Origin of the sequence: Diaphorobacter sp. LI3, from assembly GCF_022807955.1 — a bacterium.
GTDB lineage: Bacteria > Pseudomonadota > Gammaproteobacteria > Burkholderiales > Burkholderiaceae_C > Diaphorobacter > Diaphorobacter nitroreducens.
Window position 1 is genome coordinate 3,503,734 of sequence record NZ_CP094346.1, and the last position, 24,358, is coordinate 3,528,091.

Sequence of the window (24,358 nt, forward strand, 5' to 3'; positions counted from 1 at the left end):
AGATCAAGCCATTGGCGCGGTGGCCTGCCTGAGTGCGCGGCGGATTTTATAATCCCACCCCATGGCAGTCTGGGCCCTCGGCATCAACCACCACACCGCTCCGCTCGATCTGCGGGGCCGGTTCGCGTTCGCCCTGGACCAGATCGCGCCCACGCTGCACGGGCTGCGCGATTCGCTGTCCAGCGCCTCGGGCCGCCACCCGGGCGTGGAGACGGCCATCATCTCCACCTGCAACCGCACCGAGATCTACTGCGCAGCCGAGGCCCCGGCGCTGGACCACACGCTGGACTGGCTGGCCCACAGCGGCGGCGTGAGCCCCGCGCTGCTGCGTTCGCACTCCTACAGCCTGGAAAACGGCCTCGTCGCCCGCCACGCCTTCCGCGTGGCCAGCGGGCTTGATTCCATGGTGCTGGGCGAGGCCCAGATCCTCGGCCAGATGAAGGACGCCGTGCGCGCCGCTGAAGGCGCAGGGGCGCTCGGCACCACGCTCAACCAGCTCTTTCAGCGCAGCTTTGCCGTGGCCAAGGAGGTGCGTACCAGCACCGACATCGGCGCGCACAGCATCAGCATGGCCGCCGCGGCCGTGCGGCTGGCCGGCCAGTTGTTCGAAGACCTGACGAAGATCCGCGTGCTGTTCGTGGGCGCGGGCGAGATGATCGAGCTGTGCACCACGCACTTCGCGGCCAAGACGCCCCAGCAGATCACGATCGCCAACCGCACGCTGGAGCGCGGAGAAAAGCTCGCCACGCGCTTTGGCGGCTCCGTCATGCGCCTGGCCGACCTGCCCGACCACCTGCACGAGTTCGACGCGGTCATCAGCTGCACCGCGAGCACGCTGCCCATCATTGGCCTGGGCGCCGTGGAGCGCGCGCTGAAAAAGCGCCGCCACCGCCCCATCTTCATGGTGGACCTGGCCGTGCCGCGCGACATCGAGCCCGAGGTCAAGCAACTCGAAGACGTGTACCTGTACACCGTGGACGACCTGGCCAGCGTGGTACAGACGGCACAGGCGCATCGCCAGGCCGCCGTGGCGCAGGCCGAGGCCATCATCGACGCGGGCGTGCAGAGCTTCGTGCACTGGATGGAGCTGCGCAGCCCCGCCGCGCAGAACGGCGGCGTGGTGCCGCTGATCCAGCAACTCAACTCCCAGGCTGACGAATGGCGCGCCCTGGAGATCGCCCGCGCCAAGAAGCGCCTGGCCAAGGGCGAGGACATCGAGACCGTGCTTGAGGCGCTGTCGCGCGGCCTCACGCAAAAGATGCTGCACGGCACCATGGCCGAGCTGCGCGCGGGCGATGCCGAAGCGCGCGCCCAGACCGCACAGGCCGTCTCGCGCCTGTTCCTGCGCTCGCACAGCAAAAACGGGCTGTAGCGGCGCTCGCTCGCGCACCCCTGACTTCATAAGCCATACCGGCCAACAGCGCTTACCAGACAAGCGCAAGCAGCTACCAGACTGGTAGCAAAACCCTTCTTTCACACCCCTTGATGAAACCCTTTCTCCGCAGCCAGCTGGAACGCTACGCGCAACGCCTGCAGGAACTCGACTTCCTGCTCTCGCGCGAAGACATCATGGCGGACATGCAGCAGTACCGCAGCATCTCGCGCGAGCACGCCGAGGTCACCCAGGTCGCGGGCCGCTACGCCCGCTACCAGCAGCGCGAGGCCGACCTGGCCGGCGCGCGCGAGATGCTCGAAGACCCCGACATGGCCGAGATGGCGCAGGAGGAAATCCACGCCGCAGAGACCGAACTGGTGCAGTTGGAGGACGAGCTGCAGCGCCTGCTGCTGCCCAAAGACCCCGACGACGAGCGCAACGCCTTCATCGAAATCCGGGCCGGCACGGGCGGCGACGAATCCGCCCTGTTCGCGGGCGACCTGGCGCGCATGTACACGCGCTACGCCGCCACCGTGGGCTGGAAGGTCGAGGTCATGAGCGCCAACGAGAGCGAGATCGGCGGCTACAAGGAAGTGGTGCTGCGCATCGAGGGCCAGCCCGGGACGGGCCCCTCCGGTAGCGGTGTGTACGGCGCGCTCAAGTTCGAATCCGGAGGCCACCGCGTGCAGCGCGTGCCCGCCACCGAGACGCAGGGCCGCATCCACACCAGCGCCTGCACCGTGGCGGTGATGCCCGAGCCCGACGAGCACCAGGCCATCACGCTGAACCCGGCGGACCTGCGCATCGACACCTTCCGCGCCAGCGGCGCGGGCGGCCAGCACATCAACAAGACCGACTCCGCCGTGCGCGTGGTGCACCTGCCCACCGGCATCGTGGCCGAATGCCAGGACGGGCGCAGCCAGCACAGCAACAAGGCCAAGGCGCTGCAGGTGCTGCAGGCGCGCATCCAGGAAAAGGAACGCAGCGAGCGCGCCGCCAAGGAGGCCGCGCTGCGCAAGGGCCTGATCGGCAGCGGCGACCGCAGCGACCGCATCCGCACCTACAACTTTCCGCAGGGGCGCCTCACCGACCACCGCATCAACCTCACGCTGTACAAGCTGCTGGCCATCATGGAGGGCGACTTGGGCGAGGTGCTGCAGGCCCTGCAGCATGCGCGTGAAGCCGAACTGCTGGCCGAACTGGGTTTGGAGTGATTTTGGCCTCTAGCGCCCACGCAGCAAGCGCCAACAGCTATCCATAGAGAAGCACCCATGCCTTCACCCACGCTGGCCCAGGCGTTGACCCAGGCCCAAGCCGAAGGGCTGGGGCGCATCGACGCGCAGATGCTGCTGCTGCATGTGCTGGGGCGCGCGCCGGCCGACCGCGCCTGGCTGCTGGCGCACGACGGCGACACGCTACCCGCGGCGGCCATGGAACAGTACGCCGCGCTGCGCGCGCGCCGGGCCAAGGGAGAACCCGTGGCCTACCTCCTTGGGCGCAAAGAGTTCTGGGGCCTGCCGCTGTCCGTGGACGCGCGCGTGCTGGACCCGCGCCCGGACACCGAGACACTGGTGGCGTGGGCGCTGGAGGTGCTGGCCACGCGCGCCGCGCCGCGCGTGGCCGATCTGGGCACCGGCAGCGGGGCCATCGCCCTGGCGCTGCAGCATGAGCGCCCCGATGCCCAGGTGCTGGCCGTGGACGCCAGCGCCGGCGCGCTGGCCGTCGCCCGCGCCAATGCCGGGCAGTTGGGCCTGCCCGTGCGCTTCATCCAAGGCAACTGGCTGCATGGGGTGGATGGTCCGTTCGATGCCATCGTGAGCAACCCGCCCTACATCCCCGCGCAGGACCCGCACCTGGCCGCGCTCACCCATGAGCCGCTGTCCGCGCTGGCCAGCGGCGCCGACGGCCTGGAGGACATCCGCACCATCGTGGCGCAGGCGCCCGCGCGGCTGGCACCTGGCGGCTGGCTGCTGCTGGAGCATGGGTGGGACCAGGCCGAGGCCGTGCAAGCGCTGCTGCGCGACGCAGGCTTTGACCAGGTGCAAAGCCGCCACGATCTGGCCGGCATAGCCCGATGCTCCGGCGGGTCAATGCCCGGCGGCGCCCCGCAGTGAAATAATCCCCCCATCGCCGCCCTGCCCCAGGGCGCCCCCTTCAGGAGAACCCCATGAGCGACGTCCAGCAACGCATCGACCAACTGGTCAAGACCAACGACATCCTGCTGTTCATGAAAGGCAACGCCAGCTTTCCGATGTGCGGCTTCTCGGGCCGCGCCGTGCAGATCCTCAAGGCCTGCGGCGTGGACCCCAAGAACATCGCCACCGTGAACGTGCTGGACGACCAGGAAATCCGCCAGGGCATCAAGGACTACAGCCACTGGCCCACCATCCCCCAGCTCTACGTGAAGGGTGAGTTCATCGGTGGCTCGGACATCATGATGGAGATGTACGAGTCCGGTGAACTGCAGCAGGTGCTGGGCACCGGCGACGCCGCCTGAAGCGCCGCGTCCTGCCGCCAATGGACCAACCGCCCACACCGGGCGGTTTTTTTATGTCCGCCGGCGCGCGCAGCGCCCCGCCACGCGGGCCCGCTACACTTGGCGGCACCTGGCCCCGTGCCTGCGTGCTTGGCACACCCCGCTGCACGACAGGCGCGCGGCATTGCATCCTCGCTCCATGCCTTTGTCCGAAAGCCTGATCGTCATCACCGCCCTCATCGGGGCCAGTGCCTTCTTCTCGCTGGCCGAGATTTCCCTTGCGGCATCGCGCCGCCTGCGGCTGCGCCAGCTGGCCGACGAGGGAGACCACCGCGCCGACCGCGTGCTGCGGCTGCAGGAAAACCCGGGCGACTATTTCACCGCCGTACAGATCGGCCAGAACGCCGTGGCCGTGCTGGGCGGCATCGTGGGCGAAGGCACCTTGAGCCCGCACTTCTCCGGCTTCTTCGGTATGTGGCTGGGCGCCTCGCATGCGCAGACGGCGGGTTTCCTGCTGTCATTCACCGTCATCACGTCGCTGTTCATCCTGTTTGCCGACCTGTTCCCCAAACGCATGGGCATGGCGGAGCCCGAGCGCCTGGCGCTGCGCGTGGTGGCGCCCATGCAGGCCACCATGGCGCTGTTGCGGCCCGTGGTATGGCTGTACAGCCGCTGCGCGGACCTGCTGTTCCGCGTGCTGGGCATGAACGCGCTGCGCGACGACCGCGTCACCTCCGATGACATCCTGGCCATGATGGAAGCTGGCGCGCGCGCCGGCGTGCTGGCCGCGCGCGAGCAGCAGGTGATCGAGAACGTGTTCGAGCTGGACACGCGCAGCGTGGCGAGCAGCATGTCGCCGCGCGACCGCGTGGCTTATTTCCTGCGCGACGATCCCGACACGGTGATCCGCGCACGCATTGCGGCCGAGCCGTTTTCCACCTACCCCGTGTGCGAAGGCGACATCGACCACGTGGTCGGCTACGTGGACGCCAAGGACCTGTTCCAGCGCGTGCTGAACAACCAACCCATCTCGCTGGCCGACGAGGGCCTGGTACGCAAGGTGCTCATCGTGCCGGACCGGCTGTCGCTGGCCGAAGTGCTGGAGCAGTTCCGCCAGGTGCATGAGGACTTCGCCGTCATCGTCAACGAATACAGCCTGGTCGTGGGCGTGGTCACACTCAACGATGTGATGAGCACGGTGATGGGTGACCTGGTGGGCCCGGCGGATGAGGAGCAGATCGTGCGTCGCGACGAGAATTCCTGGCTCATCGACGGCACCACGCCCGTGTCCGACGTGCTGCACGCCCTCGGCCTGGACGAGCTGCCGCACGCCGATGAGTACGAGACCCTGGCGGGCTTTCTGATGGTGATGCTGCGCCGGGTGCCGCGCCGCACCGACAGCGTGACCTTCGGGGGCTACAAGTTCGAAGTGCTGGACGTGGACAGCTATCGCATCGACCAGGTGATGGTGTCAAGGCTGGAAGGCGCACCCCAACCAGTGCTGCCCGTTGAATAAGGGGCGGCGCTGCTGACAAGGGCAGCACCAGCCGGCGTGTGTGGCCATCTGCAAGACGCGGTATGGCCCGCTGGCCGACGGCAGATCAGGCGTCCGAAGTACGCTCCTGGAAGAACCAGTTGCGCTGCGCTGCGAACACGGCGCTCGGATACGGCGCCTTGCCCCGGCTGCCGTTGTAGCGGCCCAGCGCCATGTACAGATCGCCCCGCTCGCGGTCGAGGTAGTGGCGCAGGATCACGCAGCCAAAGCGCAGGTTGGTCTGCATGTGGAACAGCTTGCCCGGGTCGCCGTCACCAATCACGCGGGTCCAGAATGGCATCACCTGCATATAGCCGCGCGCGCCCACCGGAGAGACGGCGAACTTGCGGAACGCGCTCTCCACCTGGATCAGGCCCATGACCAGCGACACATCCAGCCCCGAGCGCTTGGACTCGTACCACACCGTCTGCAGGAAGTCGCGGCGCACTTCCCATTCGGGCTTGCGCCGGCGCAGGCGGTCGCTCATGGTGCCAAGCCAGCGCAGATACAGCAGACGTGCCTCGGTGGAGGCAAATAGCGGCTCGGGCGGTGCCAGGTCTGCCACGGCGGAGCTGAGCGCGGTGCGCACGGAATCGATCAACGGCTCCTCCAGCTGGCTCCCCGCATGTGCGGATGCAGCCACGCCCAGCCATGCAGCCGGCCCCGCCGCCAGCGAGGCCAGGCAGGCGCGGCGCGACAGCCGGCCCTGCCGTTCGTCGGTCATTGGACCACCTCCCGCCGCGTTCATGCTGCCAGCCGTTCCTTCACATGCGCCAGGATGTCCGCCACGCCCACTTTGGTGGCAGATGCATCGCGGCGGTGCTGGTATTCGACCTGCCCTTCCTTGAGGCTCTTGTCGCCAATGGTCACGCGATGAGGCACGCCGATCAATTCCCAATCGGCAAACATGGCGCCCGGGCGCTCGCCGCGGTCGTCCAGGATCACGTCCACACCGGCGGCTAGCAGGTCGGCGTACAGCGACTCGGCCTGTGCCTTGACGGCTTCGCTGCGGTCCATGCCCACGGGGCAGATGACCACGGTGAACGGGGCGATGGCATCGGGCCAGATGATGCCGCGCTCGTCATGGTTCTGCTCAATGGCCGCTGCCGGCAGGCGCGTGACGCCAATGCCGTAGCAGCCCATCTCGAAGAAGGCGGGCTTGCCGTCTTCGCCGAGGAAGGTGGCATTCATGGCTTTGGAATACTTGGTGCCGAGGTAGAACACGTGGCCGACTTCGATGCCGCGCTCGATGGCAAGTTCCCCCTGGCCGTCCGGCGACAGGTCGCCAGCCACCACATTGCGCAGGTCGGCCACCATGTCGGGCTCCGGCAGGTCGCGGCCCCAGTTCACGCCGGTGAGGTGGTGACCTTCCTGGTTGGCTCCGCAGATCCAGTCGGCCATCACGGCCACGTCGCGGTCCACCACCAGCTTCACCGGCTTCTGCAGGTTCAGCGGGCCCAGGTAGCCCGGCTTGCAGCCAAAGTAGTCCACGATCTCGGCCACGGTGGCAAAGCGGAAACCCGCGTCCAGGCCCGGCACCTTGGCCACCTTGATCTCGTTCATGTCGTGGTCGCCGCGCAGCAGCAGCAGCCAGACCTGGCTGCGGATGATCTCGCCCGCCGCGTCGGTTTCGTCCGTGGCCAGCACCAGCGACTTCACCGTGGTGCTCAGCGGCACGCTCAGCAGTTCGGCCACGTCCGCGCAGGTGCTCTTGCCGGGCGTGGGTGTCACCGTCAGCGGCTGCTTGGCCGCGGGACGCGCGCCCGCGGGGGCCAGCGCTTCGGCCTTTTCCATGTTGGCCGCGTAATCGCTGGCGGGGCAGTAGACGATCGCGTCCTCACCCGTGGCGGCGATCACCTGGAACTCTTCGCTCAAGTCGCCGCCGATGGCGCCCGAATCCGCCGCCACGGCGCGGTAGCGCAGGCCGAAGCGGTCGAATATGCGGCGATAGGCCTGCGCCATCACCTGGTAGCTCGCCTTGGCGCCGGCCTGGTCCCGGTCGAAGCTGTAGGCGTCCTTCATGATGAATTCGCGCCCGCGCATCAGTCCGAAGCGCGGGCGGCGTTCATCGCGGAACTTGGTCTGGATCTGGTAGAGGTTCTTGGGCAGCTGCTTGTAGCTACGCAGTTCCTGGCGTGCGATGTCAGTGACCACTTCCTCGCTGGTGGGCTGGATCACGAAGTCACGCCCATGGCGGTCGTGAATACGCAGCAACTCGGGGCCCATCTTGTCGAAGCGCCCAGTCTCCTGCCACAGCTCGGCGGGCTGCACCAGGGGCATGGTGCATTCCACGGCACCTGCGCGGTTCATCTCCTCGCGCACGATGGCTTCCACCTTGCGGATCACGCGCAGGCCCATGGGCATGTAGTTGTAAATCCCGGCACCCAACTTCTTGATGAGGCCTGCGCGCATCATGAGTTGGTGACTGACAACCTCGGCGTCGGCAGGCGCCTCTTTCAAGGTGGAAATGAAAAATTGGGAAGCTTTCATCGAACGGGCTTGACAACTGGGGCGGGTGCGCTTGCCGCACGCGAGGTAGCGTGCATAATGACCGCAGTTTTAAAAATTTGGGGTTAGATTATGCTCGACCGGGACGGATTCCGCCCAAATGTCGGCATCATCCTGCTCAACCAGAGAAACCAGGTATTCTGGGGCAAGCGCATACGCACCCATAGCTGGCAGTTCCCTCAAGGCGGCATCGACCGCGGAGAAACCCCCGAGCAGGCCATGTTCAGGGAACTGCACGAAGAGGTAGGACTGCTGCCGCCCCAGGTGCGTGTGATTGCCCGTACGCGGGACTGGTTGCGCTACGAGGTGCCAGACCGGTTCATCCGCCGCGATGCACGCGGACACTACAAGGGTCAGAAACAGATCTGGTACCTGCTGCAATTGCTGGGGCACGACTGGGACCTGAACCTGCGCGCCACCAACCATCCAGAGTTCGATGCCTGGCGCTGGAACGACTACTGGGTTCCGCTGGACGTGGTGGTCGAGTTCAAGCGAGGCGTATATGAGATGGCGCTGACTGAACTGGCGCGTTTTCTGCCGCGCCACGAACAGCGCAACCGCTATTTGCGCAGCGGCATGCGTACGCGCGAGCACGAAAGCAGCGGGCAAGCCTCGCTGCCCCGTACCAGTTCACTGTTGGTCAAGCCCGGGATGGAACTGCCTCCGGGCGCCAGCTTCGACCCTGACCCGCAAAACAGCGTGCCAGCGCCGTTGGAGGCGCTGCCTACCCTGCCCGTCCCCAAGAAACCACTGGACGCCTAGCGTGTGTAACAAGGCACGCGTCCGCAAGACGCACCCTTCTTAAGCGTCATCGCGCGCCGAGCACCACCATGTTGTCGCGGTGAACCATCTCCGGTTCGGCCGCGTACCCCAGCAGGCGCTCAAACTCTGCGGAAGGCTTGCGGCACAGCAGGCGCGCCTCGGCGCTCGCATAGTTGGCGAGACCGCGGGCGATCTCTGTGCCGCCGGGGTCGCGCACCGCGATCACATCGCCGCGCACGAAGTCGCCCTCCACCGCCACCATGCCGATCGGCAGCAGGCTCTTGCCGTCTTCGCGCAGCTTGGCCGCCGCGCCGGCATCCACCGTCACGGAGCCACGCAGTTGCAGGTGGTCCACCATCCACTGCTTGCGCGCTTGGTTCTTCTGCGTCTGCGCCACGAGCAACGTGCCGATCGATTCGCCCCGGGCCAGCCGCAGCAGCACGTCCGGCTCCCGCCCCCATGCGATGACGGTGGAAGCACCCGAGCCCGCCGCACGTTTGGCCGCGAGGATCTTGGTGATCATCCCGCCCTTGCCGATGCTGGAGCCCGCGCCGCCGGCCATCGCCTCCAGCGCCGCATCGCCAGCCTGTGCCTCGTGGACGAACTGCGCCTGCGGGTCGCGCCGCGGATCGGCGGTGTACAGCCCCTTCTGGTCGGTCAGGATCACCAGCGCGTCGGCTTCGACGAGGTTGGCGACGAGAGCCCCCAGAGTATCGTTGTCACCGAACTTGATCTCGTCGGTGACTACGGTGTCGTTCTCATTGATCACCGGCACCACGCCCAAGCGCAGCAGCGTCAGCAGGGTGGAGCGGGCATTCAGGTAACGCTCGCGGTCCGCCAAGTCGGCATGGGTCAGCAGCACCTGCGCACTGCCCATGGATTGCTCGCGCAGCTTGGTCTCGTACATCTGCGCCAGCCCCATCTGTCCCACGGCGGCAGCGGCCTGCAGTTCGTGGATCTCGCCGGGGCGGCTGCTCCAGCCCAGGCGCTTCATGCCTTCGGCGATCGCTCCGCTGGAGACCATGATGACCTCGCGCGGCTCGCCCCCCTGCCCCCGCACCAGCGCTGCCAGTTGGCGGCACCACTCCCCAATGGCCACCTCGTCCAGCCCCCGTCCCTCATTCGTGACGAGACTGGACCCTACCTTGACCACGATGCGACGCGCGTCGCGCAATACACTGGACACCATTTTTATAAGAAATTAGGCCCTAGCGCTTGTCAGTCAAGCGCCAACAGCTATAAATTAAATAGCAATCCTCGCATCACCCACGCGGTGGCTCACCAGCGAAGCGCGGGTCCACCTCAGCCGGCGCATTCTGCGCCAGCTGCTGGGCGTGCACGTGCTGGAAGATGGACTGCACCAGGGGCTCGCAGCCTTCGCGCGTCAGCGCGGAGATTTCGAACACGGGGCCCTTCCATTTGAAGCGCTTTACGAAGTCCTTCACCCGCGCAGCGCGCTCTTCGGATGGCACCATGTCCAGCTTGTTGAGGACCAGCCAGCGGGGCTTTTCATACAGTCCGGCATCGTATTTCTTCAGTTCGCCCACGATGGCCTTGGCCTGGGCCACCGGGTCCACCGCCTCGTCGAAGGGTGCCAGGTCCACCACGTGCAGCAGCAGCCGTGTGCGCTGCAGGTGGCGCAGGAACTGGTGCCCCAGGCCAGCGCCCTCGGAGGCCCCTTCGATCAGGCCGGGAATGTCGGCGACGACGAAGCTCTGCTCCGGCCCCACGCGTACTACGCCCAGGTTGGGGTGCAACGTCGTGAAAGGGTAGTCGGCAATCTTGGGCCGCGCGTTCGACACCGCCGCAATGAAAGTGGACTTACCGGCGTTCGGCATGCCCAGCAGGCCCACATCGGCCAGCACCTTCAGCTCCAGCTTGAGGTTGCGACGCTCGCCGGGCCAGCCGGGCGTCTTTTGCCGCGGCGCACGGTTGATCGCGCTCTTGAAACGCATGTTGCCAAAACCACCGTCGCCGCCCTTGGCGATGGTGATGACCTCGCCCGGCGTCAACAGTTCGAACAGCACCTCGCCCGTGTCGGCATCGCTGATGATGGTGCCCACGGGCATCTTGAGCGTGATATCGGAACCCGCGGCACCGAACATGTCGGAACCCTTGCCATGCTCACCGCGCTTGGCCTCGTGCCGGCGTGAATAACGGAAGTCCACCAACGTATTGAGATTGGGATCCGCCACGGCGAACACGTGCCCCCCACGCCCGCCGTCTCCACCGTCGGGCCCCCCGAACTCCTTGTATTTCTCGTGCCGGAACGAGACACAGCCGTTGCCACCGTCACCGGCGGCTACGTCAATAAAGGCTTCGTCGACGAACTTCATGGGTATCCAGTTTACAAAAAGCGCACCTGGGCGCCGGAGGGTGCGCAAAAGGGCGCCATCACGCATGCGCGCGGCTGCGCCAGGCGCTGAAAACAACAAAGCCCCGACGGGTCGGGGCTTTGTTGTCGCGTCAGCGGCGAAGGGCCTTAAGCAGGCGTCACGCTGACCGTGTGCTTGGACAGAGCGCCCTTCGTGCCGAACGACACGTGGCCATCCACCAGGGCAAACAGCGTGTGGTCCTTGCCCACGCCGACGTTCACGCCGGGATGGATGCGCGTACCACGCTGGCGCACGATGATGGAACCCGCGCTGATCAGCTCACCACCGTAAGCCTTCACGCCGAGCATTTTGGGCTTGGAGTCGCGCCCGTTTCGCGTAGAGCCGCCGCCTTTTTTCTGTGCCATGAGATCAGCTCCCTGATTTAAGCAGCAATCGCCTGGATCTGCAGTTCGGTGAACTGCTGACGATGGCCTTGACGTTTCTGATAGTGCTTGCGACGACGCATCTTGAAAATGCGCACTTTGTCGTGCTTGCCATGAGCCACGACCGTGGCCTTCACCGTTGCGCCGGACACCAGGGGCGTGCCAACCTTGAGTTCAGCGCCGTTGCCGACAGCCAGAACTTGGTCAATCACGATCTCCTGGCCTACTTCCGCAGCAATCTGTTCTACTTTGATTTTTTCGCCGGCAGCAACGCGATACTGCTTGCCACCGGTTTTTATGACCGCGTACATGTAAACCTCATCTGAGTTGGAGTTCTACGGACGGACTTCCGCAGAGCCGGCGATTCTAGCATGAGTCGTCAACCCCGCCTAGAGGCAGCAGCCTCCTGTGCTTCCCGCAGGCAGACAGCCCCGCCACCCTTCCTATAATCCTTCTTTCTTCTCCGCACCCGCACTCACCTTGGCCGCCAACTCCCCCAGCACCGCCGCCACCCTCGCCTTGATAGCCGACGACATGCAAGAGGTGGACAAGGTCATCGCATCCCGCCTGCAATCCGCCGTCCCGCTTGTCGGCGAAGTCGCCCGTTACATCATCTCCGCCGGCGGCAAGCGCCTGAGGCCGGCACTGCTTCTGCTGATGAGCGGCGCCCTCGGATATACAGGTTCGCAACGGTTCAATCTGGCGGCGGTAGTGGAATTCATTCACACGGCCACCTTGCTGCATGACGACGTGGTCGATGAATCTACGCTGCGACGCGGGCGACCGACAGCCAATGAAAATTTTGGCAATCCCGCCAGCGTACTTGTGGGTGACTTCCTGTACACGCGCGCCTTCCAAATGATGGTGGAGACCAGTAGCCTGCGCGTGATGGAAATCCTGGCAGAGGCAACCAATGTCATTGCCGAGGGCGAAGTACAGCAACTCATGAACACGCATGACGCGTCCCTGAGTGAATCAGGATATCTGAACGTCATACGTTCAAAAACGGCCAAGCTGTTCGAGGCCAGCGCGCGTCTCGCGGCCGTTCTGGCAGCCAGTCCGCCAGAAATAGAACACGCCTGCGCGAGCTACGGCCAAGCTCTGGGCACCGCGTTCCAGGTGATCGACGATGTGCTGGACTACGATGGAAATGCCCACGAAATGGGCAAGAATCTGGGCGATGATCTTCGGGAAGGAAAAGTCACCCTGCCGCTGATCATCGCTATGCAGCGAGGCAATACCCAAGAGCAAGCCTTGCTGCGCAGCATCATCGAGACAGGAAGCACCGACGAACTATCTTCCGTCATTTCCATTATCAAAAAGACTGGCGCCTTGGATGCTACGCGCCAGGCTGCCGCCACACAGGCACAACTCGCGATGGATGCAGCGGCTCACTTACCAATCAATCCGCACTCCAAAGGTTTGCTACAATTGGCGGCTCAGCTGTTGGAGCGTCGAACTTAGCATCGGCGATCGCGGCAGAATCGGGGTGTAGCTTAGCCTGGTAGAGCGCTACGTTCGGGACGTAGAGGCCGGAGGTTCGAATCCTCTCACCCCGACCAGTTATTTTCATGTCCAAGCCCTGCATCGCGGGGCTTTTTTGCATCTGGACGCCGCCCGGAATGCCAAGGAACCGCAGATCTTTAATGCGGTTGCCCTCGCAGAGCCCATGCTGCCCTTAAGCCGCCGGCTGGGGCAAATGTCACTCACACAACGCTTGCGCCATTAAGCCTGTACACACCTTGGGCGATCGGCGATGATTGAAGAGTTTCCCTTCCTTCCATAAGAATCCGCTAGTTACATGGCTGCTATCGACACACAGAAAGAAGCTCAACCCATCGCCTTACCCGGACTGGCGCGCGCGTTGATGTCTGTGGGCAAATTGGATCAAAAAGCGGCGGAAGAGATTTACAAAAAGTCACAAAATAGCCGCAGTAGCTTTATTGCAGAGCTCACGGAATCGAAAATCATCACGCCAAGTGATCTGGCCCATACGGTATCAACCGTATTTGGTGCCCCCTTGCTAGATGTCGATGCGATCGACCGGCAGCGCATCCCCAAAGACCTGTTGGACGTCAAACTGTGCCAGTCCTACAAAGTCATCGCTCTCAGTAAGCGCAATAACCGGCTCATCGTCGCCACCGCGGATCCGACATTTCAAGAGGCCGCAGAAAAGATCAAGTTCACCACACAAATGGGGGTGGACTGGATCATCACGGAATATGACAAGCTGCTCCGCTTGATTGAGGCGAGCACGAAGAGCGGTACAGAAACGCTCGACGGCATTAACAGTAGTAATGATTTTGAGTTCGGCGACATTCCCGTTGATGAAGCTCCGGACGAGGATGCCGACAATCCCGCGGAAGTCGAGGATGCTCCCGTTGTCAAATTTCTGCACAAGATGCTGTTGGATGCTTTCAATATGCGTGCATCCGATCTGCATTTTGAGCCCTACGAGCACCATTACCGTGTCCGCTTCCGCATAGATGGCGAATTGCGCGAAATCGCATCGCCGCCTATTGCCATCAAGGAGAAGCTGGCCTCGCGCATCAAGGTGATCTCCCGCCTGGATATTTCGGAAAAACGCGTGCCCCAGGATGGCCGCATGAAGCTCAAGGTTGGGCCGGACCGGGTTATCGATTTCCGCGTCAGCACCCTGCCTACGCTCTTTGGCGAGAAGATCGTGATCCGTATTCTCGATCCGAGCAGCGCCAAGCTGGGTATTGACGCACTGGGATATGAGCCCGAGGAAAAGGAGCGCTTGCTGCAGGCCATCAACCGCCCTTATGGAATGATCTTAGTGACCGGGCCCACGGGCTCCGGGAAGACCGTATCGCTCTACACATGTCTCAATCTGTTGAACAAGCCCGGCGTCAATATTGCGACCGCTGAGGACCCTTCGGAAATCAACCTCCCCGGTGTAAACCAAGTCAACGTCAACGAGAAAGCCGGCCTCACGTTTGCCGTCGCGCTTAAGTCATTCCTTCGCCAAGATCCGGACATCATCATGGTGGGTGAAATCCGGGATCTGGAAACGGCAGACATTTCAATCAAAGCCGCGCAGACGGGTCACTTGGTGCTCTCTACCCTGCACACCAATGACGCTTCCACGACATTGACGCGCATGCGCAATATGGGCATCGCGCCCTTCAATATCGCATCCAGCGTGATTCTTATTACGGCGCAGCGACTGGCGCGTCGCTTGTGCCCCAATTGCAAGGCGCCCGTGGACATTCCGCATGAGACGCTGCTGGAGGCCGGCTACCGGGACGAGGAGATCGACGGCTCATGGGTTACCTACCGACCGGTGGGCTGCTCCGCCTGCAATAACGGATACAAGGGGCGCGTGGGCATTTACCAGGTCATGCCGGTGTCCGAAGAAATCCAGCGCATCATCCTGCGCGATGGAAGCGCACTGGAAATTGCCGAACAGGCACGCCTGGAAGGCGTCCGTTCTCTGCGTGAATCCGGGCTTCACAAGGCAAAAATGGGGTTGACCTCGTTGGAAGAGGTCTTGGCTGTCACCAACGAATAAACAAATCGAGAGAGAAAACAATGGCGACCGTTGCATCGAGGGGCATCAAGGACTTTGTCTTCGAGTGGGAGGGCAAGGATCGTAGCGGCAAGATCGTGCGCGGCGAAGTACGCGCTGCGGGAGAGAACCAGGTCAAGGCGACGCTGCGGCGGCAGGGCGTTCTGCCAACCAAGATCAAGAAGCGCCGGATGAGCGCGGGCAAAAAGATCAAGCCCAAAGACATCGCGCTGTTCACGCGCCAGATGGCCACGATGATGAAGGCCGGTGTTCCACTGCTTCAGGCATTTGATATCGTGGGCCGGGGTAATACCAATCCCAGTGTGACCAAGCTGCTCAACGATATCCGCGGAGATGTGGAGACAGGAACGTCCCTGAATGCCGCATTCCGTAAATATCCGATGTACTTCGACAGCCTTTACTGCAACCTCGTAGAGGCCGGCGAAGCCGCCGGTATTCTGGAAGCGTTGCTCGACCGGCTGGCCCTGTACATGGAGAAGACCGAGGCCATCAAATCCAAGATCCGGTCGGCGCTGATGTATCCGATCTCGGTGATCATCGTTGCGTTTGTCGTGGTGACGATCATCATGATTTTCGTGATTCCCGCGTTCAAAGAGGTTTTCACTTCCTTCGGCGCCGACCTGCCCGCTCCTACCCTGTTCGTGATGGCCATCAGCGAGTTCTTCGTGGCTTACTGGTGGCTGATATTCGGCGTCATCGGCGGGGGGTTCTACTTCTTCATGCAGGCCTGGAAGCGCAGCGAAAAAATGCAGCGTTTCATGGACCGTTTCCTGTTGAAAATGCCCATCTTCGGTGCATTGATCGACAAGTCCTGCGTTGCCCGTTGGACCCGCACCCTGTCGACCATGTTCGCTGCCGGTGTGCCATTGGTGGAGGCACTGGACTCGGTGGCCGGTGCATCGGGCAACTCGGTCTACGCCATCGCGACGGAGAAGATTCAGCAGGAAGTCTCCACAGGTACCAGCCTGACGGCCGCCATGGGGAATGCCAACGTATTCCCCTCCATGGTGCTGCAGATGTGTGCGATCGGCGAGGAATCCGGCTCCATCGACCACATGCTGGGTAAGGCCGCCGACTTCTATGAAGCCGAAGTGGATGAAATGGTGGCCGGCCTGTCCAGCCTGATGGAGCCCATCATCATCGTGTTCCTGGGCACGCTGATCGGTGGCATCGTGGTGTCGATGTACCTTCCGATCTTCAAGCTCGGGCAAGTGGTTTGATGACAGGCTCGCTAGCAGTGGACGCCGTGCTGGTGGGCGTCCTGGGGATGCTGATCGGAAGCTTTCTCAACGTCGTGATCCATCGCCTTCCGCGCATGATGGAACGGCAATGGGCCGAAGAATGCCGGCAGTACGGGCAGGATGTAGGGCTGCTTTCCTCGGCGGCGCTTCCTGAGGCCGACAACGAGCCCCTCAGCCTGTCCAAGCCGCGTTCACGCTGCCCCTCCTGCGGCCACGCGATCCGCTGGTACGAGAACATTCCGGTCCTGAGCTATTTAGCCCTGCGAGGCCGGTGCGCGGGTTGCGGCACGCGCATCAGCCCCCGGTATCCGCTGGTAGAGCTGGCGACGGGTGCCTTGTTCTATGCATGCGCGCTCCGCTGGGGCTGGAGCCTCACGACCGCCGCGTGGTGCGGTTTCTCGGCCGCGCTGGTCACGCTGGCATGCATCGACTGGGACACCACGCTTCTACCCGACGACATCACGTTGCCGTTGCTGTGGGCGGGCCTGCTTGCGGCCGTCTTGCGCTGGATTGAAGTGCAGCCCGTGGATGCCGTCATCGGCGCCGCGGCCGGCTACCTGTCCCTCTGGTCCGTGTACTGGGGGTTCAAGCTGGCCACAGGCAAGGAAGGCATGGGCTATGGCGACTTCAAACTGTTTGCCGCGCTGGGCGCCTGGTTTGGCTGGCAGGCGCTCGTGCCGATCATCCTGCTGGCCTCGGTCATCGGCGCCATCGTCGGCATCGCCATGAAGCTGGCCAGCACCCTGCGCGAAGGCAAGTACGTCCCCTTCGGCCCGTTCCTGGTGGGAGGAGGCATGGCCGCCATGCTGTGGGGCCCCGGGCGCATCATGCAGGCCGTCTTTTCCGTGCTGGGGCTCTAAGGTGGGCTCTGGGCAGGCCGGTCCCCGCTCGGTGAAACTGGGCGTGACGGGCGGCATCGGCAGCGGCAAAAGCACGGTGGCCGGCATGTTGCGACAGAACGGCGCGGCACTGATCGACGCCGATGCCATCGCCCGCTCGGTGACCGAGGCGGAAGGCGCCGCCATCGCGGCCCTGCGCGACAAGTTCGGGCCCGACTACATCACCGACGGCGCGCTGGACCGGGCACGCATGCGCACCCTCGTTTTCAGCGATCCCACGGCGAAGCAGCGCCTGGAAGCCATCGTTCACCCCTTCGTGGGACGCGAGATCGCACACGCTGCGGCACAGGCGCACCACGCGGGCCACGCACTCATCGTGTTCGACATTCCGCTGCTGACGGAGTCGCCCCGTTGGGCCCGGCAGCTGGACGCCGTCCTGGTCGTGGACTGCCGGGAGGAGACGCAGATTCAGCGTGTGCAGATGCGCAGCGGTCTGACCGCCGATGCCGTGCGCGCCATCATGGCCACACAGAGCCCACGCGCCACGCGCCGCGCGGCCGCCGACCTGGTGGTCTACAACGACGGGTTGGCGCTGTCAGATTTGCAAACAAAGGCACGCGAGATCGCCGTATTCTTCGGGCTATGATGTGCTCGCACCGGCGTGGTGTGCAATGGTCTGCCGCAGCGCAGCGCTCGCACCCCGCCCCACACCGTGCGCACTCAGGAACCCCGTAGCGTGATCCTTTACGAATACCCTTTCAACGAACGCCTGAGAACCTATCTGCGGCTTGAGCAGCTGTTTCGCCGGCTGGGCGAGCTCATCGCGCGCCCGCATCCCCTGGACCATCACTATGCCCTCGTGACCATGTTCGAGGTCATGGACGTGGCGGCCCGCGCAGATCTCAAAGCCGACGTGCTCAAGGATCTGGAAAAGCACAAGCACCAGCTGGATGCCTATCGCGGCAACCCCTCCATCTCCGAGGAAGCCCTGGACGGCGTGATCGCCCAGCTCGACCAGTGCTTTGCCGCACTCAACGCGCAAAACGGCAAGGCCGGCCAGGCGTTGACCGAGAACGATTGGCTCATGAGCATTCGCAGCCGCGTGGGCATCCCCGGGGGCACCTGCGGCTTTGATCTGCCCGCCTACTACGCGTGGCAGCACCGTCCGCCCCAGGACCGCCAGCACGACCTGCACCACTGGGCCGCCACGCTGGGGCCGTTGGCAGAGTCCGTCTACGTGCTGCTGCGCCTGCTGCGTGATTCGGGGCTGCCGCAGAAAGTGGCGGCCGAGCGCGGGCAGTTCCAGCAGAACCTGCCCCAGGGCCGCACCTTCCAGCTGCTGCGCTTGGCGATCGACCCCGCACTGCAACTCATCCCGGAGATCAGCGGCAACCGCCTCATCGTTTCGGTGCGGCTGATGCGCCAGGAAGAAGGCGGCCGCCTGGTTCCCAGCACCGAGGACGCGGCATTTGAACTGACCCTGTGCGCCTGACACGACATGACCAGCACACCCTCCCGCTCCGACACACCTGCGCCCCAAGGCAAGCGAGTGCCTTGCCCGACCTGCGGCGGCCCGAGCCTGTACAGCCCGGCCAACCGCTTCCGCCCGTTTTGCAGTGAACGCTGCAAGCAGATCGATCTGGGGGCCTGGGCAGCCGAAGATTTCCGCATGCCGGCCGAGGCGCCGCCGGAGGATGCGGAGTTCGGCGATCCCAAGCGCCAGCCGTGATATTTGAAGAAAAGGCTGCTAACGCTTATCCAGCAAGCGCAAGCAGCTACGTATTTTGAAGCAACGTCTCACGCCAGCAGCGAAGCGTCGAACACCTCGCCACGCTCCTCGGCCAGCCACTGCAGCACGGGATAGGCGCCCGGCAGCACCGGCTTGACCTGCAGCGGCCAGTGCTGCCAGGCCATAGTTTGGCCCTCGCGCATTTCGAACGCACCGCTCCATTCCCGCACCTTGCACCAGTGCAGGCGCACGAGGGCATGCGGGTAGTCGTGCTCGGTCACCTTCCAGGCCTCCACCGGGCCGATGGTCACGCCCAGTTCCTCGATGAGTTCGCGGCGCAGCGCCTGCTCCACGGTTTCCCCGGCTTCGATCTTGCCGCCCGGAAACTCCCAGTAGCCCGCGTAGGGCTTGCCCGTGGGGCGGGTGGACAACAGCATCGCCCCGTCCTCTCGCAGCAGAATGCCCACGGCGACCTCGGTGTGCTTGCGCTGTGGCGTGCTGGTCGATTCGCTCATGCGCCCTCGCCCTCCCGCCCTGCGAAATCCCGGGCAAATTGATAGGCCACGCGGCCGCTGCGCGAACCGCGCTCGAGCGCCCACACCAGCGCCTGCGGGCGCGCGGCCTCGATGGCCTGGGCGGGTACGCCCAGCGCAGCCAGCCACTGCGCCACGATGGCCAGGTACTCGTCCTGGCTGAACGGGTAGAAGCTCACCCACAGGCCGAAGCGCTCGGACAGGGAGATTTTTTCCTCCACCGCCTCGCCCGGATGGACCTCGCCATCGTCGGTGTGGGTGTAGCCCAGGTTCTCCTTCATGTATTCAGGGAGCAGGTGGCGCCGGTTGCTGGTGGCATACACCAGCACATTGGGTGTGGCCGCGGCGACCGAGCCGTCCAGGATCGACTTAAGGGCCTTGTACCCGGCCTCTCCATCCTCAAAGCTCAGGTCATCGCAGTAAACGATGAACTTCTCGGGCCGGCCGGAGACCACGTCCACAATGTCGGGCAGATCCGTCAGGTCCGCCTTGTCCACCTCGATCAGACGCAGGCCCTGGGGTGCATAGCTGTTCAGGCATGCCTTGATGAGCGAGGACTTGCCCGTGCCGCGCGCACCGGTCAGCAGCACGTTGTTGGCGGGCTTGCCTTCGACGAACTGCTGGGTGTTGCGCTGGATCTTTTCTTTCTGCGCATCGATCTCCTTGAGATCGGACAGCTGCATGGCGGCCACATGGCGCACCGGCTCCAGCACACCATGGCCGCCGCTGCGTTTGCGGTAACGCCAGGCGATGGAGGCCGCCCAGTCCGGCGCCGACAATGGCTGCGGCAAGACCGCCTCGATACGGGAGATGAGCTGCTCCGCACGTGCGATCAGCTGGTCGAATTTATCAGTCATTTCCGGCTCTAGCGCTTATCTAGCAAGCGCTGACAGCTATCAAAAGAGAAGCATTCAAGAGCGGTAATCCGCGTTGATGGTCACGTAGTCGTGGCTCAGGTCGCAGGTCCACACCGTGTCCACCGCCGTACCGCGGCCCAGCACCACGCGCACGGTGATCTCGCTTTGCTTCATCACGCGCTGGCCGTCTTCCTCGCGGTAGGCCGGATTGCGCCCGCCCTGCACGGCCACATGCACGTCGTCCAGGAACAGGTCGATCTTGGTCTGGTCCAGGTCTGCAATGCCTGCGTAGCCCACGGCCGCCAGGATGCGGCCCAGGTTCGGGTCGCTGGCAAAGAAGGCCGTCTTGACCAGCGGCGAATGCGCGATGGCATAGGCCACCTGCCGGCACTCTTCGCCCGTCTGGCCGCCCTCTACGCGCACCGTGATGAACTTGGTCGCACCCTCTCCATCGCGCACGATGGCCTGTGCCAGCTTTTGCGCCACTTCCAGCAACGCGGCCTTGAGCAGACGGCCCTCGGCGCTGTCGAGCGAGGTGATGGGTGCGTGCCGCGCCTTGTGCGTGGCCATCAGCACGAACGAGTCGTTGGTGCTGGTGTCGCCGTCGATGGTCACGCGGTTGAAGGACTGGTCCGCCAGCTCGCGCACGAGCGGGCGCAGCAACTCGGGCGCGATGCAGGCATCCGTGGCCAGGAAGCCCAACATGGTCGCCATGTTGGGGCGGATCATGCCCGCGCCCTTGGAGATGCCGGTAATGGTCACTGTTGCACCGCCCAACTGCACCTGCGTGCTGAACGCCTTGGGCAGCGTGTCGGTGGTCATGATGCCTTCGGCCGCGCGCGCCCAGTGGCCGGGCTGTGCATCGGCCAGCGCGGCGGGCAGCGCGGCTGCAATGCGCTCGTGCGGCAGCGGCTCCATGATGACGCCGGTGGAAAACGGCAGCACCTGGCTGGCCGCCAGACCCAGGTGGCCGGCCAGTGCCTCGCAGGTGGCGCGCGCACGCGCGAGGCCGTCCGCGCCCGTACCGGCGTTGGCGTTGCCCGTGTTCACCACCATGGCGCGAATTGCCTGGCCGCCGTCCAGGTGCTCACGGCACACCTGTACCGGCGCGGCGCAGAAACGGTTCTGCGTGAACACGCCCGCGACGGTGGTGCCTTCGTCCAGCAGGAACACGGTCAGGTCTTTGCGCTGCGCCTTGCGCACACCGGCTTCGGTCACGCCGATGCGCACACCGGCCACGGGGTGCAAATCCGATGCAAGAGGAGCGGAGAGATTCACGGGCATGCGTCGTATTCCTTCAGAAAGAGACGTCGGGGAAACAGGAGAAAAGGCACTGCCAAAGTGCGAACACGGGCCGCAGCCCGTGTTCTTCATTGTGCCGGCATCACGCCAGCTTGCCGTGGCACTGCTTGTACTTTTTACCGCTGCCGCAGGGGCAGGGGTCGTTGCGACCCACGCGCACGCCGGCGGCGGCAGGCTGCGCGGCGGTGGCGGCATCGGCCACCGTCTCCACTTCGCCGGTCTCGGTGGGCGAGCTGTAGGTAACGTTGCTGATACCCTCACCCCGGTCTTCCATGGCCTGCGTGGCCTCGTCCAGTTGGGCGCTGGATTGCACCTGCACGGTCATCATGAGGCGCGTGACTTCGTTCTTGACCTGGTCGATCAGCTGGCGGAAGAGCTCGAACGCCTCGCGCTTGTATTCCTGCTTGGGCTGCTTCTGCGCATAGCCGCGCAGGTGGATGCCCTGGCGCAAATAATCCAGCGCGGAGAGGTGATCGCGCCAGTTGGTGTCGAAGCTCTGCAGCAGCACCATGCGCTCGAACTGCGTGAAGTTCTCCGCGCCCACCTGCCCCACCTTGGCCTGGAAGGCCTCGCGGGCGGCCTGCTGCACCTTCTCCAGAATCTCTTCGTCGGTGATGGCGTCCGAGCCTTCCACCTCTTTCTGCAGCGCCAACGATACTTGCCAGTCGCTGGCCAGCGCCTTTTCCAGGCCTGCGAGGTCCCACTGTTCTTCCACGGACTCGGCAGGCACGTACTGGCGCACCACGTCGGCCAAGCAGTCATCGCGCATGGCGTCGATCAACACGCCGAGGTCGGGGGCGTCCAGGATCTCGTTGCGCTGCTGGTAGATCACCTTGCGCTGGTCGTTGGCGACGTCGTCGTACTCCAGCAGCTGTTTGCGGATGTCGAAGTTGCGCGCCTCAACCTTGCGCTGCGCCGACTCGATGCTGCGCGTGACGATGCCCGCCTCGATCGCTTCGCCATCGGGCATCTTCAACCGGTCCATGATGGCCTTGACGCGGTCGCCCGCGAAGATGCGCATCAGCTGGTCATCCAGGCTCAAATAGAAGCGCGAAGAGCCCGGGTCGCCCTGACGGCCCGAGCGGCCGCGCAGCTGGTTGTCGATACGGCGGGATTCATGGCGCTCGGTCGCGATGATGCGCAGGCCGCCGAGTGCCGTCACCTTCTCGTGGTCGAGCTTCCACTGCGCGCGCAGTTCCTGCACACGCGCGGCTCGGTCGGCTTCTGACAGCGACTCATCGGCCTCCAGCGCGGCGATCGCCTTTTCCACGTTGCCGCCCAGAACGATGTCGGTACCGCGGCCCGCCATATTGGTGGCGATGGTGATCATGCCGGGGCGTCCCGCCTGGGCCACGATATCGGCCTCGCGGGCGTGCTGCTTGGCGTTGAGTACCTGGTGCGGCAGGCCTGCCTTGTTCAGCAACTCGTCGATGATTTCCGAGTTCTCGATGGAAGTGGTACCCACCAGCACCGGCTGGCCACGCTCGTGGCATTCGCGGATGTCGGCAATCGCAGCCTCGTACTTCTCGCGCGTCGTCTTGTACACGCGGTCGAGCTGGTCGTCGCGCTTGCTGGGCCGGTTGGGCGGGATCACCACGGTTTCCAGACCGTAGATTTCCTGGAACTCATAGGCCTCGGTATCGGCCGTACCGGTCATGCCCGAGAGCTTGTTATAGAGGCGGAAGTAGTTCTGGAAGGTGATGGAGGCCAGCGTCTGGTTCTCGGCCTGGATGTTCACGCCTTCCTTGGCTTCGACGGCCTGGTGCAGGCCTTCGCTCCAGCGGCGGCCGGCCATCAGGCGGCCCGTGAACTCGTCCACGATCACGATCTCGCCGTTCTGCACGACGTAGTGCTGGTCGCGGTGATAGAGATGGTTGGCGCGCAGCGCCGCGTACAAGTGATGCACCAGCGTGATGTTGGCCGGATCGTAGAGCGACGCCCCTTCCGGAATCAGCCCCTGGCTGGCCAGGATGCGCTCTGCATTCTCGTGGCCCTGCTCCGTCAGGAACACCTGGTGCGTCTTTTCGTCGAGGGTGAAATCCCCCGGTTTGGTCACGCCCTCGCCCGTACGCGGGTCGGCCTCACCCTCCTGGCGCACCAGCAGGGGCACCACCTTGTTCATGGCCACATACAGCGCCGTGTGGTCCTCTGCCTGGCCGCTGATGATCAAGGGGGTACGCGCCTCATCGATCAGGATGGAGTCCACCTCATCGACGATGGCGTAGTTGAGGCCGCGCTGCACGCGCTCGCGCGCGTCGTACACCATGTTGTCGCGCAGGTAGTCAAACCCGTACTCGTTGTTCGTTCCGTAGGTGATGTCCGCCTGGTAGGCGGCCTGCTTTTCTTCGCGGGGCATTTGAGGCAGGTTGATACCCACCGTGAGGCCCAGGAAGTTGTACAGCCGCCCCATCCACTGCGCGTCACGGCCCGCAAGATAGTCGTTCACTGTCACCACGTGCACGCCCTGGCCCGACAGGGCGTTCAGGTAAACGGGCAGCGTCGCCGTCAGCGTCTTGCCCTCGCCCGTGCGCATCTCGGCGATCTTGCCGTAATGCAGCGCCATGCCACCCACCAGCTGAACGTCGAAGTGGCGCATTTTCATGATGCGCTTGGAACCCTCGCGCACCACGGCAAAGGCTTCGGGTAGCAGAGCGTCCAACGATTCGCCCTGTGCAATGCGATCCTTGAATTCCTGCGTCTTGCCCCGCAGCGCCTCGTCACTCAGCTTTTCATAGTCGGGTTCCATCGCATTGATGCGAGCAACCGTCTTGCGATACTGCTTGAGCAGGCGGTCATTGCGACTGCCGAATATTTTTGTGAGGAAGTTGGTGGCCATGCGAACACGACCGCACTACACGCCAACGAGCGGCAGAGCGACCGGAATCCCTGTG

At 64.2% G+C, this 24,358-nt stretch carries 23 protein-coding genes and 1 tRNA gene; 14 read left to right on the plus strand and 10 right to left on the minus strand.

The genetic code is table 11. The features are described 5' to 3' along the window. The first annotated feature begins 61 nt into the window (after window positions 1–61). From hemA to MRB47_RS16395, 5 genes are all read left to right on the plus strand, one after another. A complete protein-coding gene (gene hemA, locus MRB47_RS16375; RefSeq protein ID WP_252101218.1) occupies window positions 62–1,372 on the plus strand; it encodes a glutamyl-tRNA reductase in 1,311 nt (436 codons plus the stop codon). A gap of 113 nt (window positions 1,373–1,485) precedes the next feature. Next, window positions 1,486–2,589 carry a peptide chain release factor 1 gene (gene prfA, locus MRB47_RS16380; protein WP_012655760.1) on the plus strand — a complete coding sequence of 368 codons (1,104 nt, stop codon included), beginning with the start codon at window positions 1,486–1,488 and terminating at the stop codon, window positions 2,587–2,589. A gap of 57 nt (window positions 2,590–2,646) precedes the next feature. After that, the gene (gene prmC / locus MRB47_RS16385) at window positions 2,647–3,489 is read left to right on the plus strand and encodes a peptide chain release factor N(5)-glutamine methyltransferase (protein ID WP_252101219.1); all 843 of its coding nucleotides are present in this window, start codon (window positions 2,647–2,649) and stop codon (window positions 3,487–3,489) included. Window positions 3,490–3,542: 53 nt separating this feature from the next. Continuing rightward, window positions 3,543–3,872, plus strand: coding sequence for a Grx4 family monothiol glutaredoxin (grxD, locus tag MRB47_RS16390; RefSeq protein WP_011804293.1), 330 nt, complete (start codon window positions 3,543–3,545; stop codon window positions 3,870–3,872). A 178-nt stretch (window positions 3,873–4,050) separates the two neighbouring features. Beyond that, entirely contained in the window at window positions 4,051–5,367 is a 1,317-nt protein-coding gene (locus MRB47_RS16395; protein WP_252101220.1) for a hemolysin family protein, read from the plus strand. A gap of 85 nt (window positions 5,368–5,452) precedes the next feature. Here MRB47_RS16395 and MRB47_RS16400 read toward each other — a convergent pair whose 3' ends face one another. Further along, window positions 5,453–6,133 carry a lytic transglycosylase domain-containing protein gene (locus tag MRB47_RS16400; protein WP_409450903.1) on the minus strand — a complete coding sequence of 227 codons (681 nt, stop codon included), beginning with the start codon at window positions 6,131–6,133 and terminating at the stop codon, window positions 5,453–5,455. Beyond that, the gene (locus MRB47_RS16405) at window positions 6,130–7,875 is read right to left on the minus strand and encodes a proline--tRNA ligase (protein ID WP_252101222.1); all 1,746 of its coding nucleotides are present in this window, start codon (window positions 7,873–7,875) and stop codon (window positions 6,130–6,132) included. The genes MRB47_RS16400 and MRB47_RS16405 overlap by 4 nt, the downstream gene beginning before the upstream one ends. Window positions 7,876–7,965: 90 nt before the next feature. Here MRB47_RS16405 and MRB47_RS16410 point away from each other — a divergent pair, with 90 nt between their 5' ends. Continuing rightward, window positions 7,966–8,655, plus strand: a complete 690-nt coding sequence (locus MRB47_RS16410; protein WP_011804289.1) for an RNA pyrophosphohydrolase — start codon at window positions 7,966–7,968, stop codon at window positions 8,653–8,655. A gap of 46 nt (window positions 8,656–8,701) precedes the next feature. Here MRB47_RS16410 and proB read toward each other — a convergent pair whose 3' ends face one another. The 4 genes from proB to rplU all read right to left on the minus strand — a co-directional run bounded on the left by proB (window position 8,702) and on the right by rplU (window position 11,724). Further along, on the minus strand, window positions 8,702–9,844 hold the full coding sequence (gene proB, locus MRB47_RS16415) for a glutamate 5-kinase (RefSeq protein ID WP_011804288.1): 1,143 nt from the start codon (window positions 9,842–9,844) through the stop codon (window positions 8,702–8,704). Window positions 9,845–9,917: 73 nt separating this feature from the next. Then, window positions 9,918–10,991, minus strand: a complete 1,074-nt coding sequence (gene cgtA / locus MRB47_RS16420) for an Obg family GTPase CgtA (protein ID WP_012655754.1) — start codon at window positions 10,989–10,991, stop codon at window positions 9,918–9,920. A gap of 146 nt (window positions 10,992–11,137) precedes the next feature. Beyond that, a complete protein-coding gene (rpmA, locus tag MRB47_RS16425; protein WP_011804286.1) occupies window positions 11,138–11,395 on the minus strand; it encodes a 50S ribosomal protein L27 in 258 nt (85 codons plus the stop codon). A gap of 17 nt (window positions 11,396–11,412) precedes the next feature. Then, window positions 11,413–11,724, minus strand: coding sequence for a 50S ribosomal protein L21 (gene rplU / locus MRB47_RS16430; RefSeq protein WP_012655753.1), 312 nt, complete (start codon window positions 11,722–11,724; stop codon window positions 11,413–11,415). Between the two features lie 169 nt (window positions 11,725–11,893). Here rplU and MRB47_RS16435 point away from each other — a divergent pair, with 169 nt between their 5' ends. The 8 genes from MRB47_RS16435 to MRB47_RS16470 all read left to right on the plus strand — a co-directional run bounded on the left by MRB47_RS16435 (window position 11,894) and on the right by MRB47_RS16470 (window position 18,775). Next, window positions 11,894–12,877, plus strand: a complete 984-nt coding sequence (locus MRB47_RS16435) for a polyprenyl synthetase family protein (protein WP_252101223.1) — start codon at window positions 11,894–11,896, stop codon at window positions 12,875–12,877. 21 nt (window positions 12,878–12,898) lie between these two features. Continuing rightward, window positions 12,899–12,975 (plus strand) — tRNA-Pro (locus MRB47_RS16440). 239 nt (window positions 12,976–13,214) lie between these two features. Further along, window positions 13,215–14,948 carry a type IV-A pilus assembly ATPase PilB gene (gene pilB / locus MRB47_RS16445; RefSeq protein WP_252101224.1) on the plus strand — a complete coding sequence of 578 codons (1,734 nt, stop codon included), beginning with the start codon at window positions 13,215–13,217 and terminating at the stop codon, window positions 14,946–14,948. Between the two features lie 20 nt (window positions 14,949–14,968). Continuing rightward, window positions 14,969–16,186, plus strand: a complete 1,218-nt coding sequence (locus MRB47_RS16450) for a type II secretion system F family protein (protein ID WP_012655750.1) — start codon at window positions 14,969–14,971, stop codon at window positions 16,184–16,186. Continuing rightward, window positions 16,186–17,067: a prepilin peptidase gene (locus MRB47_RS16455; protein ID WP_012655749.1), complete on the plus strand. Its 882-nt coding sequence runs from the start codon at window positions 16,186–16,188 to the stop codon at window positions 17,065–17,067. Before MRB47_RS16450 ends, MRB47_RS16455 begins: the two co-directional genes overlap by 1 nt. Window positions 17,068–17,098: 31 nt before the next feature. Further along, entirely contained in the window at window positions 17,099–17,692 is a 594-nt protein-coding gene (gene coaE / locus MRB47_RS16460; RefSeq protein ID WP_252101225.1) for a dephospho-CoA kinase, read from the plus strand. A gap of 90 nt (window positions 17,693–17,782) precedes the next feature. Further along, window positions 17,783–18,538, plus strand: a complete 756-nt coding sequence (zapD, locus tag MRB47_RS16465) for a cell division protein ZapD (RefSeq protein WP_011804250.1) — start codon at window positions 17,783–17,785, stop codon at window positions 18,536–18,538. Window positions 18,539–18,544: 6 nt separating this feature from the next. Beyond that, complete coding sequence (locus MRB47_RS16470; protein WP_252101226.1) at window positions 18,545–18,775, plus strand: DNA gyrase inhibitor YacG; 231 nt, start codon at window positions 18,545–18,547, stop codon at window positions 18,773–18,775. Window positions 18,776–18,843: 68 nt separating this feature from the next. Here MRB47_RS16470 and MRB47_RS16475 read toward each other — a convergent pair whose 3' ends face one another. From MRB47_RS16475 to secA, 4 genes are all read right to left on the minus strand, one after another. After that, window positions 18,844–19,290: an NUDIX domain-containing protein gene (locus MRB47_RS16475; protein ID WP_012655746.1), complete on the minus strand. Its 447-nt coding sequence runs from the start codon at window positions 19,288–19,290 to the stop codon at window positions 18,844–18,846. Then, window positions 19,287–20,165 carry an ATP-binding protein gene (locus MRB47_RS16480; protein ID WP_011804247.1) on the minus strand — a complete coding sequence of 293 codons (879 nt, stop codon included), beginning with the start codon at window positions 20,163–20,165 and terminating at the stop codon, window positions 19,287–19,289. Before MRB47_RS16480 ends, MRB47_RS16475 begins: the two co-directional genes overlap by 4 nt. 54 nt (window positions 20,166–20,219) lie before the next feature. Next, the gene (gene argJ, locus MRB47_RS16485; protein WP_047349962.1) at window positions 20,220–21,449 is read right to left on the minus strand and encodes a bifunctional glutamate N-acetyltransferase/amino-acid acetyltransferase ArgJ; all 1,230 of its coding nucleotides are present in this window, start codon (window positions 21,447–21,449) and stop codon (window positions 20,220–20,222) included. A 100-nt stretch (window positions 21,450–21,549) separates the two neighbouring features. After that, on the minus strand, window positions 21,550–24,303 hold the full coding sequence (gene secA, locus MRB47_RS16490) for a preprotein translocase subunit SecA (RefSeq protein WP_252101227.1): 2,754 nt from the start codon (window positions 24,301–24,303) through the stop codon (window positions 21,550–21,552). Window positions 24,304–24,358: the final 55 nt, after the last annotated feature.